This is a genomic window from Variovorax sp. OK212 (assembly GCF_900112425.1).
Lineage (GTDB): Bacteria > Pseudomonadota > Gammaproteobacteria > Burkholderiales > Burkholderiaceae_C > Variovorax.
In genome coordinates this window covers 295,302-311,414 of the sequence record NZ_FOLP01000006.1, presented here as the reverse complement: position 1 = coordinate 311,414, position 16,113 = coordinate 295,302, and the positions used below count along the sequence as shown (strand labels likewise).

At 67.6% G+C, this 16,113-nt stretch carries 11 protein-coding genes and 3 tRNA genes; 7 read left to right on the top strand and 7 right to left on the bottom strand.

All coding sequences use genetic code 11. The features are described from left to right. Positions 1-33 precede the first annotated feature (33 nt). Positions 34-1,431, bottom strand: a complete 1,398-nt coding sequence (gene fumC / locus BM004_RS20325; RefSeq protein ID WP_093216165.1) for a class II fumarate hydratase — start codon at positions 1,429-1,431, stop codon at positions 34-36. A gap of 612 nt (positions 1,432-2,043) precedes the next feature. Here fumC and proV point away from each other — a divergent pair. The 7 genes from proV to BM004_RS20290 all read left to right on the top strand — a co-directional run bounded on the left by proV (position 2,044) and on the right by BM004_RS20290 (position 11,209). Continuing rightward, positions 2,044-3,342 carry a glycine betaine/L-proline ABC transporter ATP-binding protein ProV gene (proV, locus tag BM004_RS20320; protein WP_093129816.1) on the top strand — a complete coding sequence of 433 codons (1,299 nt, stop codon included), beginning with the start codon at positions 2,044-2,046 and terminating at the stop codon, positions 3,340-3,342. A 23-nt stretch (positions 3,343-3,365) separates the two neighbouring features. Next, positions 3,366-4,553: a glycine betaine/L-proline ABC transporter permease ProW gene (proW, locus tag BM004_RS20315; protein WP_093216163.1), complete on the top strand. Its 1,188-nt coding sequence runs from the start codon at positions 3,366-3,368 to the stop codon at positions 4,551-4,553. Between the two features lie 17 nt (positions 4,554-4,570). Continuing rightward, the gene (gene proX / locus BM004_RS20310) at positions 4,571-5,596 is read left to right on the top strand and encodes a glycine betaine/L-proline ABC transporter substrate-binding protein ProX (protein WP_371270042.1); all 1,026 of its coding nucleotides are present in this window, start codon (positions 4,571-4,573) and stop codon (positions 5,594-5,596) included. A 56-nt stretch (positions 5,597-5,652) separates the two neighbouring features. Then, the gene (locus tag BM004_RS20305) at positions 5,653-7,206 is read left to right on the top strand and encodes a fumarate hydratase (protein ID WP_093129814.1); all 1,554 of its coding nucleotides are present in this window, start codon (positions 5,653-5,655) and stop codon (positions 7,204-7,206) included. A 67-nt stretch (positions 7,207-7,273) separates the two neighbouring features. After that, on the top strand, positions 7,274-8,080 hold the full coding sequence (gene murI / locus BM004_RS20300) for a glutamate racemase (protein ID WP_093216160.1): 807 nt from the start codon (positions 7,274-7,276) through the stop codon (positions 8,078-8,080). A 17-nt stretch (positions 8,081-8,097) separates the two neighbouring features. Then, a complete protein-coding gene (locus tag BM004_RS20295; protein ID WP_093129812.1) occupies positions 8,098-8,880 on the top strand; it encodes a PA3715 family protein in 783 nt (260 codons plus the stop codon). A gap of 133 nt (positions 8,881-9,013) precedes the next feature. Beyond that, positions 9,014-11,209 (top strand): Ig-like domain-containing domain, encoded by a 2,196-nt coding sequence (locus BM004_RS20290; RefSeq protein WP_093216158.1) that lies wholly within the window; start codon positions 9,014-9,016, stop codon positions 11,207-11,209. Positions 11,210-11,219: 10 nt separating this feature from the next. Here the strand turns inward: BM004_RS20290 and BM004_RS20285 are convergent, their stop codons facing one another. The 6 genes from BM004_RS20285 to lon all read right to left on the bottom strand — a co-directional run bounded on the left by BM004_RS20285 (position 11,220) and on the right by lon (position 16,110). Continuing rightward, positions 11,220-12,518, bottom strand: a complete 1,299-nt coding sequence (locus tag BM004_RS20285) for an MFS transporter (protein ID WP_093216155.1) — start codon at positions 12,516-12,518, stop codon at positions 11,220-11,222. Between the two features lie 29 nt (positions 12,519-12,547). Further along, complete coding sequence (locus BM004_RS20280; RefSeq protein ID WP_093129809.1) at positions 12,548-13,183, bottom strand: DUF6806 family protein; 636 nt, start codon at positions 13,181-13,183, stop codon at positions 12,548-12,550. Between the two features lie 20 nt (positions 13,184-13,203). Then, positions 13,204-13,295 (bottom strand) — tRNA-Leu (locus BM004_RS20275). A 98-nt stretch (positions 13,296-13,393) separates the two neighbouring features. Beyond that, a tRNA-Cys gene (locus tag BM004_RS20270) sits at positions 13,394-13,467 on the bottom strand. Between the two features lie 61 nt (positions 13,468-13,528). Continuing rightward, positions 13,529-13,604 (bottom strand) — tRNA-Gly (locus BM004_RS20265). Positions 13,605-13,668: 64 nt separating this feature from the next. Next, positions 13,669-16,110 carry an endopeptidase La gene (lon, locus tag BM004_RS20260; protein WP_093129808.1) on the bottom strand — a complete coding sequence of 814 codons (2,442 nt, stop codon included), beginning with the start codon at positions 16,108-16,110 and terminating at the stop codon, positions 13,669-13,671. Positions 16,111-16,113: the final 3 nt, after the last annotated feature.

The window sequence follows — 16,113 nt, the reverse complement described above, 5'->3', positions numbered from 1 at the left end:
CCTTTTTTCATGGGGGCTGGCCGGTGTGCCGGATCAGCGGCCGGTCATGTTCTCGGGAATCACCCACGCATCGAACTGCTCGGCCGTCAGGTGGCCCGAAGCGATGGCCGCTTCGCGCAGGCTCGTGCCTTCCTTGTGCGCCTTCTTGGCGATGTAGGCCGACTTGTCGTAGCCGATGTGCGTGTTCAGCGCGGTCACCAGCATCAGCGAACGCTGCACCAGCTCGGTGATGCGTTCGCGGTTCGGCTCGATGCCCACGGCGCAGTGGTCGTTGAAGCTCACCATGCCGTCGGCCAGCAGGCGCACGCTCTGCAGGAAGTTGTGCGCCACCATCGGGCGGAACACGTTCAGCTCGAAGTTGCCCGACGCACCGCCGATGTTGATGGCCACGTCGTTGCCGAACACCTGCGCGGCCAGCATCGTGACGGCCTCGCTCTGGGTCGGGTTGACCTTGCCCGGCATGATCGACGAGCCGGGTTCGTTCTCGGGAATGCTCAGTTCGCCGATGCCGCTGCGCGGGCCGCTGGCCAGCCAGCGCACGTCATTGGCGATCTTGTTCATGCTGGCGGCCAGCGTCTTCAGCGCGCCGTGGGCGTGCACCAGCGCGTCGACGCTGGCCATGGCTTCGAACTTGCTCGGCGCGGTCACGAACGGCAGGCCCGTGAGCCTGGCCAGTTCGGCGGCCACTTGTTCTGCGTAGCCCTTGGGTGCGTTCAGGCCGGTGCCGACGGCCGTGCCGCCCAGCGCCAGTTCGCTCAGGTGCGGCAGCGCGGCGCGCACGTGCGCCTCGCCATGCGCCAGCTGCGCCACGTAGCCCGAGAACTCCTGGCCCAGCGTGAGGGGCGTGGCGTCCTGCAGGTGGGTGCGGCCGATCTTCACGATGTCGGCGAAGTCCTTGGCCTTCTGGTCGAGCGTGCCGCGCAGCTTGGCGATGGCGGGCAGCAGCTTGTGCGTGATGGCTTCCACGGCGGCCACGTGCATGGCGGTGGGGAACACGTCGTTGCTCGACTGGCTGCGGTTCACGTCGTCGTTCGGGTGCACCAGGCGGCCTTCGCCGCGCTCGCCGCCGAGGATTTCGCTCGCGCGGTTGGCCAGCACCTCGTTGACGTTCATGTTGGTCTGCGTGCCCGAGCCGGTCTGCCACACCACCAGCGGGAACTCGCCCGGGTGCTTGCCGGCAATGACTTCGTCGGCGGCCGCCACGATGGCGTGGGTCTTCTTCTCATCCTGCAGGCCCAGCGCGTGGTTCACCACGGCCGAAGCACGCTTGACCTGGGCCAGGGCCTTGATGATCTCGCGCGGCTGCTGTTCGCCGGAGATGTCGAAGTTCTGCAGCGAGCGCTGCGTTTGCGCGCCCCACAGCTTGTCGGCCGGCACGTCGATCGGGCCGAAGGTGTCACGCTCGGCGCGGGTCTTGGGAGAAGTCGTCATGAAAAAAGCTCCGGGGTCATGGAAGGTTGCGTCCGCTCGGGCGAGAGGCCTGGGTCGCGCCCGGGCGGGCGAGACACACAGACCGGGATCGCGCCCGGACAGGCGCGGTGCCGAGTATCGGCCAATACGAGTAGCTCGCATCTGACGGGGCCATTGCCTGTTCGCTGACATGGCGATACGTCCTGCGCCTTGACTTTCATCATGCCGAAAAGTTATGATCAAAGGCTTCCGACGACCAACAAGTCATGATGATGACACCCGTTGGTCACCCCTTCACTACTCGCGGATCTCCACATCCCGTCGCGGTGCAAGGTTCTCCCGCCGGGCCCAGCCCGGCAAACCGGCCGGATTTTTCCGTCCCCATTGCCACGTCACGCTCATCCAGGCGGCGCCCCTCGACCAGGCCCGTTGCCCTGCGAATGAAGCATCCGGCGGGCACTGGCTTCGTCGCCATGTCGTCTTCAGTGCCTGTCGGCAGCCCTTGAGGCCTGCCGGGCCATCGCGCGCGTTTTTCCCGCGTGCCGCCCGGCAACCCTTGGGCTGGTGACGTGGTCGCCGTCGTCCCGCGTGGGGCGGCGATCTGTCCACCCTTCACCAAAGGAGCCCCGACGTATGGCCAAAGGAATTCTCATCGACCACGTTTTCAAGGTTTTCGGCGACGAGCCGCAACAAGCCCTGGAACTGGTCCGCCAAGGACTTTCCAAGAAAGAGATCCTGGCGCGCACCGGCCAGTCGATCGGCGTGTTCGACGCCACCTTCGAAATCCAGGCTGGAGAAATCTTCGTCATCATGGGTCTCTCGGGTTCGGGCAAGTCGACGCTCGTGCGCCTGCTGAACCGGCTGATCGAGCCGACCGCGGGCCGCATCGTGATCGATGGGGCGGACATCAACGAACACTCCGACGTGCGTCTGCGCGCGCTGCGCCGCAAGGACATCAGCATGGTGTTCCAGTCGTTCGCGCTGATGCCGCACATGACGGTGCGCGAGAACACCGCCTTCGGCCTCGAGCTGTCGGGCACGGGCAAGAAGGAGCGCCTGGCGCAGGCCGACCTGGCGCTCGCGCAGGTCGGCCTGGCCGGCTGGGGCAACAGCTACCCCGACGAGCTTTCCGGCGGCATGCAGCAGCGCGTGGGCCTGGCCCGGGCGCTGGCCTCCGACCCGTCGATCCTGCTGATGGACGAAGCCTTCTCGGCGCTCGACCCGATCATCCGCACCGAGATGCAGTCGGAGCTGCTGCGCCTGCAGCAGGAGCAGCGCCGCACCATCGTCTTCATCTCGCACGACCTGGACGAGGCCATGCGCATCGGCGACCGCATCGCGATCATGAAGGACGGCCAGGTGATCCAGGTCGGCACGCCCGACGAGATCCTGCGCAGCCCCGCCAACGACTACGTGCGCAGCTTCGTGCGCGGCGTGGACGCGGCGGCCGTGTTCAAGGCGGGCGACATCGCGCGCAAGTCGCTCACCGTGGTCAGCGAGCACCCCGAGCGCGGCGCGCGCGCGGCGCTCAAGCTGCTGGAGGACCAGGACCGCGACTTCGCCTACGTGACGAGCCCGAACAAGCGCTACCTGGGCACCGTGTCGGCCGACACGCTGCGCGCCGCGCTGGACGGGCATTCGGGTCCGCTGGGCCTGCGCCACGCGTTCCTGAACGACCTGGGCTCGATCGAGGCCGACGCGCCCGTGGCCGGCCTGTTCGGCCAGGTGGGCCAGGCACCGTGCGCGGTGCCCGTGGTGGCCAATGACGGGCGCTTCTGCGGCGCGATCAGCAAGACCACGCTGCTGAAGTTCCTCGACCGCGACACGCCGCCGATCGACCCCGCGCACCAGCCGCAGCACCCGGCCCAGCCTTCCGCGGCCACCGCGGCTGCCTCCACGGCAACCACCGCAGCCGCCGCAACCGCCGCCTGAACGACGTCGAGAAAGAGCCATTGATGAACGACACCGCACTGCCCTCCGAACTCTCCAACCTGAACGACGCCGCCGCGACGCTGGCGACCCAGGCCGCGGCCCCCGCGCCGATGCCGCTCGACCCGTGGGAGGCCATGTCGGCCGCGCCCGACACCTCCGCCACCAGCGCCTGGCTCGATGCCCCGGCGCCACTCGATGCCGCCCACCAGATGGCCGGCCAGGCCGACGCCGCCACCGGCGGCTTCCAGCTGCACCGCCTCTGGGACGGCTCGCTGCCCATCGAATCGTGGATCAACCAGGGCCTGGGCTGGGTGGTCACGCATTTCCGCCCGTTCTTCCAGACCGTGCGCCTGCCGATCGACAGCACGCTGAACTCGGTGCAGAGCCTGCTCACCGGCCTGCCCACGCTGGCGATGATCGCGCTCATCGGCCTGCTGGCCTGGCAGTTCGCGGGCCGCGCGCTGGCCATCGGCACCACGGTGGCGCTGCTGCTGGTGGCGATGCTGGGCATCTGGCCCGAAGCCATGGTGACGCTGTCGCTGGTGCTGACCTCGCTGGTGTTCTGCATGGTCATCGGCCTGCCGCTGGGCGTGCTGCTGGCCAGCAGCGACCGGGCCCAGCGCATCATGCGGCCGGTGCTCGACGCGATGCAGACCACGCCCGCGTTCGTGTACCTGGTGCCGGTGGTGATGCTGTTCGGCATCGGCAACGTGCCGGGCGTGATCGTGACGATCATCTTCGCGCTGGCCCCGCTGGTGCGCCTGACCAACCTGGGCCTGCGCCAGGTGCGCCCCGACCTCATCGAGGCCGCGCGCGCCTACGGCGCCTCGCCGTGGCAGATGCTGGTGAAGGTGCAGCTGCCGCTGGCCATGCCGTCGATCATGGCGGGCATCAACCAGGCGCTGATGCTTTCGCTGTCGATGGTGGTGATCGCCTCGATGATCGCGGTGGGCGGCCTCGGCCAGATGGTGCTGCGCGGCATCGGCCGCCTCGACATGGGCCTGGCGACCGTGGGCGGCGTGGGCATCGTGCTGCTGGCCATCTCGCTGGACCGCCTGACGCAGGCCATGGGCAAGTCGCGCCGCAGCGGCGGTCGCCGCTGGTGGCACACCGGCCCGGTCGGCTTCGCGCTGCGCACGCTGCAGCGCGCCGTGGCCCCGGGCCGCTCGGCCGGCGAGCCGGCGCCCGCCCTGTCGACGCAAGCGCAATGAACGGAGGAACCGAACGCATGAAGAGCCTGAAGAACATGACCCGCAAGACCCGTTTCATCGCGCGCGGCCTGCTGGCGCTCGCCTTCGTCGCCTCGGGCGTGGCGGCCCAGGCCGCCAACGACCTGCCCGGCAAGGGCGTGACGGTGCGCCCGCTGAAAAGCTCGCTCGCCGAGGAAGCCTTCCAGACGCTGCTGGTGATGCGCGGGCTCGAGAAGCTCGGCTACACCGTCGAGCCCATGAAAGACCTGGAGCCCGCCACCGAGCACCTGGCCATTGCCAACGGGGACGCCACCTTCATGGCCAACCACTGGAGCCTGCTGCACGCCGACTTCTACAAGAACAGCGGCGGCGACGCCAAGCTGTGGCGCAAGGGCGTGTACTCCGACGGCGCGGTGCAGGGCTACCTGATCGACCGCAAGACGGCCGAGCAGTACAACATCACGAACATCGCGCAGCTGAAGGACCCGGCCATCGCCAAGCTGTTCGACGCCGACGGCGACGGCAAGGCCGACCTGACCGGCTGCAACCCCGGCTGGGGCTGCGAGCTGGCCATCGAGAACCACCTGACGGCCTACCAGCTGCGCGACACCGTCACGCACAAGCAAGGCAGCTACGCCGCGCTGATGGCCGACACCATCGCCCGCTTCAAGCAGGACAAGCCGGTGCTGTACTACACGTGGACGCCCTATTGGGTGAGCGCCGTGCTGCGCCCCGGCACCGACGTGGTGTGGCTGCAGGTGCCCTTCTCTTCCTCGCAGGAAGGCCAGGCCGACACCAAGCTGCCCAACGGCAAGAACTACGGTTTCCAGGCCAACCAGGAACAGATCGTTGCCAACAAGGCGTTCGCCGAGAAGAACCCTGCCGCGGCCAAGCTGTTCGAGGTGATGAAGCTGCCGATCTCGGACATCAACGCCCAGAACCTGCGCATGAGCCAGGGCGCCAACACGCAGCAGGACGTGGAGCGCCACACCGACGGCTGGATCAAGGTGCACCAGCAGCTGTTCGACGGCTGGCTCGCGCAAGCCCGGGCCGCCGCCCGGTAGGCACCGGGCGGAGATAATCGGGGGGCGTTTTCACATTCATAAAAAAGCCCCCCACCATGACGACCACGATCCAGCAGGCCGACCTGATCGAATCGATCAGCGCCGCGCTGCAGTACATCAGCTACTACCACCCCGCCGACTACATCGCCCACCTGGCCCGCGCCTACGAGCGCGAGCAGAGCCCCGCGGCCAAGGACGCCATTGCGCAGATCCTGACCAACAGCAAGATGAGCGCCACGGGCCACCGCCCGATCTGCCAGGACACCGGCATCGTCAACGTGTTCCTCAAGGTGGGCATGGACGTGCGCTGGGGCGGCTTCACCGGCAGCCTTCATGAGGCCATCAACGAAGGCGTGCGCCGCGGCTACAACCACCCCGACAACACGCTGCGCGCCTCGGTCGTGGCCGACCCGCAGTTCGACCGCAAGAACACCAAGGACAACACGCCCGCGGTGATCTTCACCGAGATCGTGCCGGGCAACACCGTCGAAGTGACGGTGGCGGCCAAGGGCGGCGGCAGCGAGAACAAGAGCAAGCTGGCCATGCTGAACCCCGGCGACAGCGTGGTCGACTGGGTGCTGAAGACCGTGCCGACCATGGGCGCCGGCTGGTGCCCGCCCGGCATGCTGGGCATCGGCATCGGCGGCACGGCCGAGAAGGCCGCGCTGATGGCCAAGGAAAGCCTGATGGACGACCTCGACATGCACGAGCTGCAGGCCAAGAAGGCCTCGGGCGCCGAGCTGAGCAAGGTCGAGGCGCTGCGCATCGAGCTGTACGAGAAGGTCAACGCGCTGGGCATCGGCGCGCAGGGCCTGGGTGGCCTGGCCACCGTGCTGGACGTGAAGATCCAGATGTACCCCACGCACGCCGCGAGCAAGCCGGTGGCGATGATCCCCAACTGCGCGGCCACGCGCCACGCGCACTTCACGATGGACGGCAGCGGCCCGGTGTACCTGGATCCGCCGTCGCTGGACCTGTGGCCCGACGTGAACTGGGCGCCCGACGAGAAGAAGAGCAAGCGCGTGAACCTCGACAAGCTCACGCCCGCCGAAGTGGCGAGCTGGAAGCCCGGCGACACGATCCTGCTGAACGGCAAGATGCTCACCGGCCGCGACGCCGCGCACAAGCGCATCCAGGACATGCTGGCCAAGGGCGAGAAGCTGCCGGTGGACTTCACCAACCGCGTCATCTACTACGTCGGCCCGGTCGATCCGGTGGGCGACGAGGCCGTGGGCCCCGCCGGCCCGACCACCGCCACGCGCATGGACGGCTTCACCGAGATGATGCTGGCCCAGACCGGCCTGATCGCGATGATCGGCAAGGCCGAGCGCGGCCCGGTGGCCATCGAGGCCATCAAGAAGCACAAGAGCGCGTACCTCATGGCCGTGGGCGGCGCCGCCTACCTCGTGAGCAAGGCCATCAAGACCGCCAAGGTGGTGGGCTTCGAAGACCTGGGCATGGAAGCCATCTATGAATTCGACGTGGTCGACATGCCCGTGACGGTGGCGGTGGACGCCGGCGGCACCAGCGCGCACATCACCGGCCCGGCCGAGTGGCAAAAGCGCATTGCCAGCGGCGAGTTCAAGACCATCATGATGGAACAAGCTTGAACGCCGCCGCCGCCGCCCGGCCGCCCGCAGGCGCTCGCACCGCGGTGCGCGGCACGAAGGCTTGCTGATGCACCCGGTAGGCGTCTTCGACAGCGGCGTCGGCGGGCTCAGCGTGCTGGCCGCGCTGAGGGCCGAGCTGCCGCACGAGAACTTCGTGTACTTCGCCGACACGGCCTATGCGCCGTACGGTGAACGCGGAGACGCCTACGTGATCGAGCGCTCGCGCGCGGTGGTCGACCACCTGCTGCGCGCGCACGGCATCAAGGCGCTCGTGGTGGCCTGCAACACGGCCACCACGGCCGCCATTCATTTGCTGCGCGCCGAGCACCCTGGCCTGCCGATCGTGGGCCTGGAACCGGGCCTCAAGCCCGCCGTGGCGGCGAGCCGCACCGGGCACGTCGCGGTGATGGCCACGCGCGGCACGCTGGCCAGTGCCAAATACGCGGCCCTGCGCGCATCGTTCGCCGGATCGGCCGACGTGCGCCCGGTGCCCTGCGACGGGCTCGTGAAGGCCATCGAAGGCTTCGACGCCGCGGGCATCGCGGCCCTGTGCGAGCGCTACATGAAAGAGGCCGGGCCTTTCGGCGACGGCCCCACGGACGTCGACACCGTGGTGCTGGGCTGCACCCACTACCCGCTCGTGAAAGACGAACTGAGCCGGCACGCGCCGGCCACGCTGCGCTTCATCGACACCGGCGTGCCGGTCGCGCAGCAGACGCGGCGCCTGCTGGCGTCGGCCGGCCTGCTCGCGGACGGCGGCACCGGCGCCTTGACGCTGCAGAGCAGCGGCCATGTCGCCGTGCTCGAAGCCGCGGCGGCACGCTGGCTCGGGCTTCCCACGGCCGGCGCGGCCACCGTGGCCACCCCCGCCTGAACTCGCGCACCGACCCCATGCACCTGCTGCGCCACGCCGCCCTCTTCCTTCTTTGCCTCTGCGCCGCCGGCCTGAGCCACGCGGCCTGCGAGAGCGGACTGGCCGAGCGCATGCACGCCAAGCTGCACCCGAACCGCCCGCTCGACGAGCGGCTCGCGGCCTGCAAGATCTGGCCGGCGTTCCCCGGCCGCAGCATCGTCGTGCTGCCCCTGCCGCGCGAGACCACCGACCGCGGCGCCAAGGTCTTCGACCTCGAGATCCTGCTGATCCAGCGCCCCGACAACGGCAACACCGACCGCGACACCGTCATTGGCCGGCTCATGCAGGCCGAGGCCCTCGACGAGGACGCCACCACCTCGATCCAGGACATCCGCATCGACACCTCGCGCTACGTGCTCTCGCCCGAGGCGCGCGCCTTCGGCCTGCGCGTGCGCTACCGCGGCACCAGCGCGCCCGGCAGCCCGCTGGCGAGCGAGACCGTGCGGCTCTACGTGCACCATGCCAAGCAGCTGCGCCAGGTGCTGCAGGAGATCGAGCTCGACCACGACAACGGCGGCTGGGATTCCACCTGCACCGGCCACTTCGAGAAGCTGCGCGGCATGCTGTCGATCGGCAAGGGCAGCAGCAACGGCCTGGCCGACCTGCAGCTGTCGCGCACGCTGGTGCAGAGCCGCGCGCAGGAGCAGGAAGACCAGGGCTGCCTCGAGAAGACGCTGCCCGCGAAGTTCGACACCGTGACGCTGCGCTACGACGGCGAGCGCTACAAGGTGCCGAAGTCGCTGCGCCAGCAAACGCCCTGATCAACAGCCGACAAGCACTCGATAAGCACTCGATAGAGGCCTGACGAACACCTGACTCGGGTCCGGACTTTCACGGACCTGTCATGCGAAAGTAACAGCATGCGCGGTTTCTTACAAAGAACCACCGCGCACAATGAATTCGCACTTTTCGGCCCGCATTCCCTTCAAGCCCATGCTGCTCGCCAGCACCCTGTCGTTGCTGTTGGCCGCCTGCGGTGGTGGCGGCGGCAGCTCGGGCGGCTTCGGCTTCTTTCCGCCGGCCAGCTCCGCACCGCCGCCGGTGGTGGTTGCGCAGCCTGAAGCGGAACCCGACCAGCTCGTGTCGAAGGCGCGCTTCACGCCCAACGCCGGCACCACCGAAGGCTCGTCGGACGCATCGACCGCCCTCGCGCTGCCCGGCGACTTCATGCTGGTGGCGGACGACGAGTCGAACGTGCTGCGCGTGTACCCGCGCGGCGGCGGTGCCGCCGTGAAGGAATGGAGCTACGAGCTCGAGGGCCCCAAGCTCACCAAGGAACTCGACCTCGAGGCCGGCACGCGCATCGGCGACACGCTGTACTTCACGGGCTCCAACAGCAACAAGAAGGACGGCGCCGAGGCGGCGTCCGAGCGCTCGCACCTCTTCGCGGTGAAGGTCACCGGCACCGGCGCGGCCACGGCCTTCAACTACGTGGGCAAGTTCTCGCTGCTCGAGGCGCAGCTCGTCGCCTGGGACAGCACCAACGCGCACGGCCTGGGCGCCAACCGCTTCGGCTTTGCCGTGTCGGCCGCGGCCGGCATCGCGCCCGAGCGCGTCGACGGCTTCTCCATCGAGGGCATGACCAGCTCGCCGGGCGACACCGCGCTGTGGCTGGGCTTTCGCGCGCCGCAGACGGGCACCTCGGTGCGCGCCAAGGCGCTGATCGTGCCGGTGCAGAACTACGCCGCGCTCATCGCGGGCACCGCCACGCAGGCCACCTTCGGCGCGGCCATCGAGCTGGAGCTGGGCGGGCGCGGCATCCGCTCGATCGACAAGGGCACCGACGGCAACTACCTGATCGTGGCCGGCCCGGCGGGCGCCAGCAGCCCCGACGTGGACCGCAACTTCGCGCTGTTCGCCTGGGACGGCAACGCCAACAGCGCACCGGTCGAGCTGTCGAACGACCTCGACCTGCTGCGCAAGGCGTCGGGCGGCAGCTTCGAGTCGACCGTCGAGGTGCCGGGCCCGGTCAAGGCCGGTACGCAGGTGCAGCTGCTGCTCGACAACGGCGACACCAAGTGGGACGGTGCCACCGCGTCGAAGGACCTGCCCGCCGCCGACCAGAAGTTCGACGGCTTCGTGGTTCGCCTGGGCTCGCCCTGGGTCGACACCACCGGACCGGTGCTCAAGAAGGCCCTGCCCGCGGCGGGCCGCGTGGGCGTCAACCTCGACACCTCGATCACCCTGTCGTTCAACGAGGCCGTGCGCCTGGGCTCCGGCAGCATCGCGCTGCACAAGGCCGACGGCAGCGTGGTCGAGACCTTCCACGGCAACAGCCCGGCTGCGCGCCTGCAGGTGGCCTTCAACAAGCTGACGCTGGTGCCCACGGCCAAGCTCGCGATGAGCACGGGCTACTACATCACGGTGGACGCCAGCGCCGTCACCGACGCGCGCGGCAACGCCTTCCAGGGCATTGCTGATGCCACGACGCTGAGCTTCACGAGCGCCGGCGTGCCCACCCCGCTGGTCGCGGGCGACCTGCTCTTCATGGCCGCCAACGCCGAGGCGCCCGACGCCTACGCCTTCGTGCTGCTGAAGGCCCTGAACGGCGGCACGCAGGTGCTCTTCACCGACCGCGACCGCAAGGCGGACCCGGACGAGTTCAAGGACATCACCAACGAAACGGCCTTCTTCTGGACCGCGGACCAGAACCTGCCGGCCGGCACCATCGTGACGATCCAGACCGACGTCACCGGCAATCCGGTCGCGGACAAGGGCTTCACGCTCGGCTCGCCCGGCGGCATCGGGAAGTCTGAAACCATCTATGCCATCGCGGGCGGCACCATCGCCGGCCTGAGCGAAGGCAAGGCGGGCAAGATCACGGCGGTGGGCGACTACCTCGCGAGCATCACGCTGGGCGGCAACGCCGGCACCATTCCCGCGAGCATCACGGCGGCCGGCACGGCCTTCAGCTTCGTGGTTTCGCCTGCCAACCAGACCAACACGATCTACACCGGCTCGCTCGACCGCTCCGACCTCGCAGCCTTCGCGGCCCGCGTGAAGAACCCGGCGAACTGGGTCCAGCGCTATGCGCCGGCGGTCGGCTATCCGCTGACCAACGACAGCCTGTTCGGCGACAGGCTGCCCTGATCGCGCGGGGCTAGGAACGCAGCGCGGCTTGCCGGCCACGCTGCATGTCGATCGGCAGCAGCAGCAAGAGACCCGCGACGAACAGCACCGCGGTCGAGAGGATCGCGATGCGCTGGTTGCCGCCGGTCATCCAGGTGATGGCACCGAAGCTCAGCGGGCCGATGATGCTGGCCAGCCGCGTGGCGAAGGTCCAGAGGCCGAAGAACTCCGCCAGCTGTTGCGGCGGCGCCAGGTAGCCCGTCATGGCGCGGCCCGCCGACTGGCTCGACCCCATCGCCAGCCCGGCGATGGCGGCGGCCCACCAGAAGCCGCCCTTGGTGCTCACCATGGCGGCGATCACGCAGACCGCGATCCAGGCGACCAGCGTGCCGGCCAGCGAGACCTTGTGGCCGATGCGGTCCTGCACGTAGCCGAAGCTGAACGCGCCCAGCGCCGCGGCGATGTTGAGCACGAAGATCAGCACCATCGTCTCGCTCGCGACGAAGCCGATCACCTGCTCCGCATAGATGGCCGCGAGCGTGATGGCGACCGCCACGCCGCCCTGGTAGAAGACTGTGCAGACAAGCAACCACATGAAGTCGCGGTAGGCGCGTGCCTGCCGGTAGGTGGCGAGCAGCTGCTGCCACGCGCCGGCTTCGGTGCCCGCCGCCTGCGGTTTCGCACGCTCGGGCAACAGCGCGAACGTGGCGCAGGCCGCACCGCCGTAGATGACCGCCGTGATCAGCATGGTGACCGGCACGAAGTGCGCCGCCGGCAGCCCCTTCGATTGCGACCACAGCACGTAGGCCAGGCAAATGCCCAGCGCCAGCATGCCGCCGACATAGCCGAAGCTCCAGCCCCAGCCGCTCACCTTGCCCATGCCTTCGGCCGTGGCCAGCTCGGGCAGGAAGGCGCCCGTGAGCGACTCGCCGTAGGAATAGAAAGCATTGGAGACGATGATCAGCGCCATCGCCAGGGCCACGCCGGAGGGGCCCGAGAAGCGCGGCGTCACGGCCAGCGCGGCGGTGGCCAGCACGCAGCCGACGGTTGCGAAGACCAGCACGCGCTTCTTGGCGGCATGCTGGTCGGCCCAGGCCCCGATGGCGGGCATCGTGAGCATCACGATGGCGTAGGAGGTGCTGAGGGCGGCGGTCCACGCAAAGGCGGCCCACGGCGCGCCCTTGGCGATACCGCCCACGAAGTAGGCGGCGAACACCGCGGTGATGACGACCGTGGTGTAGCCCGAGTTGGCGAAGTCGTACATCGCCCAACCGAACACTTCGCGCTTGCGCACGCCGGGGCGCAGCGCGGAGGCGGGAAACAGGGCCATGCGGCCTCTTTCTCGCGGGGGTGAAAGGGTCAGTGCAGGTGACGCGGACGGCGGCCGCCGCCATGGCCGCCACCGCTGCCGCCGGAACCACCCGTGCCGCGCGGGCGCTTGCCGATCTCCAGCGAGTTCACCAGCGCGTCGAAACGGTCGCTGAAGAGGCGATCGATCTCGGCGACCACGCCACCCAGCTCGGCGCCGTCGAAGTGGCGCTCCATGAGGTTGACGACGTCTTCCACCAGCAGGTCGCGCTGCACCTGCATGATCGCGGCGGGGTTGGGGCCGACGAACAGCATCAGGAAGTCGTCGCGCGACTCTTCTTCAGGGTCGCCCTCTTCCTCGTCGAAGTCGGTGTCGTAGAAGGTGACCTCGATGGCCGCGCCGCGGTCGGAGAGCTCGTTCAGGCCCATGCACATCTCGTCGAGCGCCTGGCGGAAGTCTTCGTCGCCCGGCACGGTCCAGCAGATCTGCAGCGTGTGGTCCTTCTGCTCGAAACGGATGCCGGGTTCTTCTTCGTAGGTGCTCGTGGCGCCATCGGCCAGCGACTTGGCGCCGGCATATTTCCACAGGGGACTGAGCGCCTCCTGGATCTGGTCGAAGGTCACATCGGACCGCAACGGCACATCGCCGTGCACATGAATTTCAAATGGAGCGTTGTAGCGAGGCATCGAATGCTCCCTTGTAAGTTTGGTACCCGGAACGGGGGTCGAACCCGTATGCCCCGATTAAGGAAGCGGCGGATTTTAAGTCCGATGTGTCTACCAATTTCACCATCCGGGCGTCAGGTTGAACATCGACGATAACCCAAACAAAACAAGCCCCGGCAACATGGGTTGGCGGGGCCTGGAAGTCGGGTCGAATCTAGTTGAACGAGAAGGTGGAGGCGCGACCCGGAGTCGAACCGGGCTAGACGGATTTGCAATCCGTTGCATAACCGCTTTGCTATCGCGCCACGCAAATACGAAATCGAACTAGCGAAAAAAAGGGAAGCTGACGCTTCCCTTTTTCAAAACTGGAGCGGGAAAAGAGTCTCGAACTCTCGACCTCAACCTTGGCAAGGTTGCGCTCTACCAACTGAGCTATTCCCGCGTTTCGAGCCTCGAATTATATACCAATATTTCGAGGCTTCACAAGTCTTGCGACTCGAATTCGATCAATGCTTGACCGAACCGCCCGCAGCCGGTGCGCCGGCACGCTGCTTGGCCAGTTCGGCCACGGCAGCAGCCGATGCGGCCACCTCTTCGTCGGACAGCGGCTCGGGCATTTTCTCCAGAGCGATCTCGAGCACCTTGTCGATCCACTTCACGGGCACGATCTCGAGGCCGTTCTTCACGTTCTCGGGAATGTCCTGCAGGTCCTTGGCGTTCTCTTCGGGAATCAGCACGGTCTTGATGCCGCCGCGCAGCGCGGCCAGCAGCTTTTCCTTCAGGCCGCCGATGGCCGTCACCTCGCCGCGCAGCGTGATTTCGCCGGTCATGGCGACGTCGCTGCGTACGGGGATACCCGTGAGCGCCGACACGAAAGCCGTCGTCATCGCCGCGCCCGCGCTCGGGCCGTCCTTCGGCGTGGCGCCGTCGGGCACGTGGATGTGGATGTCGCGCTTCTCGAACACCTCGTCCTTGATGCCCAGGCGGCGCGAGCGGCTGCGCACCACGGTGCGCGCGGCCTCGACCGATTCCTTCATCACGTCGCCCAGCGAACCGGTGCGGCTGATCACCCCCTTGCCGGGCATGGTCACCGCCTCGATCGTCAGCAGGTCGCCGCCGACTTCCGTCCACGCGAGACCGACCACCTGGCCGACCTGGTTCTGCTTCTCGGCGAGGCCGAAGCTGTACTTGCGCACGCCCAGGAAGTCGTTGAGGTTCTTGCCGTCGACCGTGACCTTCGGCGTGAGTTGCTTCAGCAGCAGGCCCTTCACCACCTTGCGGCAGATCTTGGACAGCTCGCGTTCCAGCGAACGCACACCCGCTTCACGCGTGTAGTAGCGCACGATGTCGCGCACGGCTTCTTCGGTGACGGCGAGTTCCTCGTCCTTCACGCCGTTGTTCTTCATCTGCTTGGGCAGCAGGTACTTGATCGCGATGTTGGTCTTCTCGTCCTCGGTGTAACCCGAGAGGCGGATGACCTCCATGCGGTCCAGCAGCGCCGGCGGAATGTTCATCGAATTCGAAGTGGCGACGAACATCACGTCGCTCAGGTCGAAGTCGACTTCCACGTAGTGGTCGCCGAAGGTGTGGTTCTGTTCCGGGTCGAGCACTTCGAGCAGCGCGCTCGACGGATCGCCACGGAAGTCGGTGCCCAGCTTGTCGATTTCGTCGAGCAGGAACAGCGGGTTGCGCGTGCCGATCTTGCTCAGCCCCTGCAGCACCTTGCCCGGCAGCGCGCCGATGTAGGTGCGGCGATGGCCGCGGATCTCGGCTTCGTCGCGCATGCCGCCCAGCGCCATGCGGGTGTACTTGCGGCCGGTCGCCTTGGCGATCGACTGCCCCAGCGAGGTCTTGCCGACGCCCGGTGGGCCCACGAGGCACAGGATGGGTGCCTTCACCTTGTCGACGCGTTGCTGCACCGCGAGATATTCAAGGATGCGGTCCTTGACCTTCTCGAGGCCGTAGTGGTCGGCATTGAGCACGGCTTCGGCATTCGCCAGGTCGTGCTTGATCTTGGTCTTCTTGCTCCACGGCAGGCCGATGAGCACGTCGATGTAGTTGCGCACCACGGTGGCTTCGGCCGACATGGGCGACATGAGCTTGAGCTTCTTGAGCTCGCCCTCGGCCTTCTTCAGGCCTTCCTTGGACATCTTGGCGAGCTTGATCTTCTTCTCGATCTCCTCGATGTCCGCGCCCTCTTCGCCTTCGCCGAGCTCCTTCTGGATGGCCTTGACCTGCTCGTTGAGATAGAAGTCGCGCTGGTTCTTTTCCATCTGGCGCTTCACGCGCCCGCGGATCTTCTTGTCGACGTTCAGGATGTCGACTTCGCGCTCGAGCTGGCCGAAGAGGTTTTCTAGACGCGCCTTGACGTCGTCGAGGTCGAGCACGGCCTGCTTGTTGTCGAGCTTGAGCGGCAGGTGCGCGGCGATGGTGTCCGCCAGGCGGCCCGGGTCGTCGATGCTCGAGATCGAGGTCAGGATCTCGGGCGGAATCTTCTTGTTCAGCTTGACGTACTGGTCGAACTGCTGCATCACGGCGCGGCGCAGTGCTTCGACCTCGGTGCCCTTCTCGCTGCCTTCGGACACCGCCACGGGCGTCACGTTGGCCGAGAAATGGGTCTCGCCGTCATCGATGCGGTTGACGCGCGCGCGCTGCTGGCCTTCGACCAGCACCTTCACGGTGCCGTCGGGCAGCTTGAGCATCTGCAGGATGGTCGAGACGCAGCCGACTTCGAACATGTCCTCGACCGAGGGCTCGTCCTTGGCGGCGGCCTTCTGGGCCACCAGCATGATGCGGCGTTCCGCTTCCATGGCCAGTTCGAGCGCCTTGATGCTCTTGGGACGACCCACGAACAGCGGGATCACCATGTGGGGAAACACCACGACGTCGCGCAGCGGCAGCAGCGGCAGGTCGAGTGCTTCGGGAGGCAATGGGGTGTGGCCAGACATGCA

Bases quoted from the DNA above. Each gene is read 5' to 3' on its own strand.
- BM004_RS20305 (WP_093129814.1), top strand. From the start codon at position 5,653: ATGACGACCACGATCCAGCAGGCCGACCTGATCGAATCGATCAGCGCC.
- BM004_RS20280 (WP_093129809.1), bottom strand. From the start codon at position 13,183: ATGCCTCGCTACAACGCTCCATTTGAAATTCATGTGCACGGCGATGTG.
- murI (WP_093216160.1), top strand. From the start codon at position 7,274: ATGCACCCGGTAGGCGTCTTCGACAGCGGCGTCGGCGGGCTCAGCGTG.
- proW (WP_093216163.1), top strand. From the start codon at position 3,366: ATGAACGACACCGCACTGCCCTCCGAACTCTCCAACCTGAACGACGCC.
- BM004_RS20285 (WP_093216155.1), bottom strand. From the start codon at position 12,518: ATGGCCCTGTTTCCCGCCTCCGCGCTGCGCCCCGGCGTGCGCAAGCGC.
- fumC (WP_093216165.1), bottom strand. From the start codon at position 1,431: ATGACGACTTCTCCCAAGACCCGCGCCGAGCGTGACACCTTCGGCCCG.
- proX (WP_371270042.1), top strand. From the start codon at position 4,571: ATGAAGAGCCTGAAGAACATGACCCGCAAGACCCGTTTCATCGCGCGC.
- proV (WP_093129816.1), top strand. From the start codon at position 2,044: ATGGCCAAAGGAATTCTCATCGACCACGTTTTCAAGGTTTTCGGCGAC.
- lon (WP_093129808.1), bottom strand. From the start codon at position 16,110: ATGTCTGGCCACACCCCATTGCCTCCCGAAGCACTCGACCTGCCGCTG.
- BM004_RS20295 (WP_093129812.1), top strand. From the start codon at position 8,098: ATGCACCTGCTGCGCCACGCCGCCCTCTTCCTTCTTTGCCTCTGCGCC.
- BM004_RS20290 (WP_093216158.1), top strand. From the start codon at position 9,014: ATGAATTCGCACTTTTCGGCCCGCATTCCCTTCAAGCCCATGCTGCTC.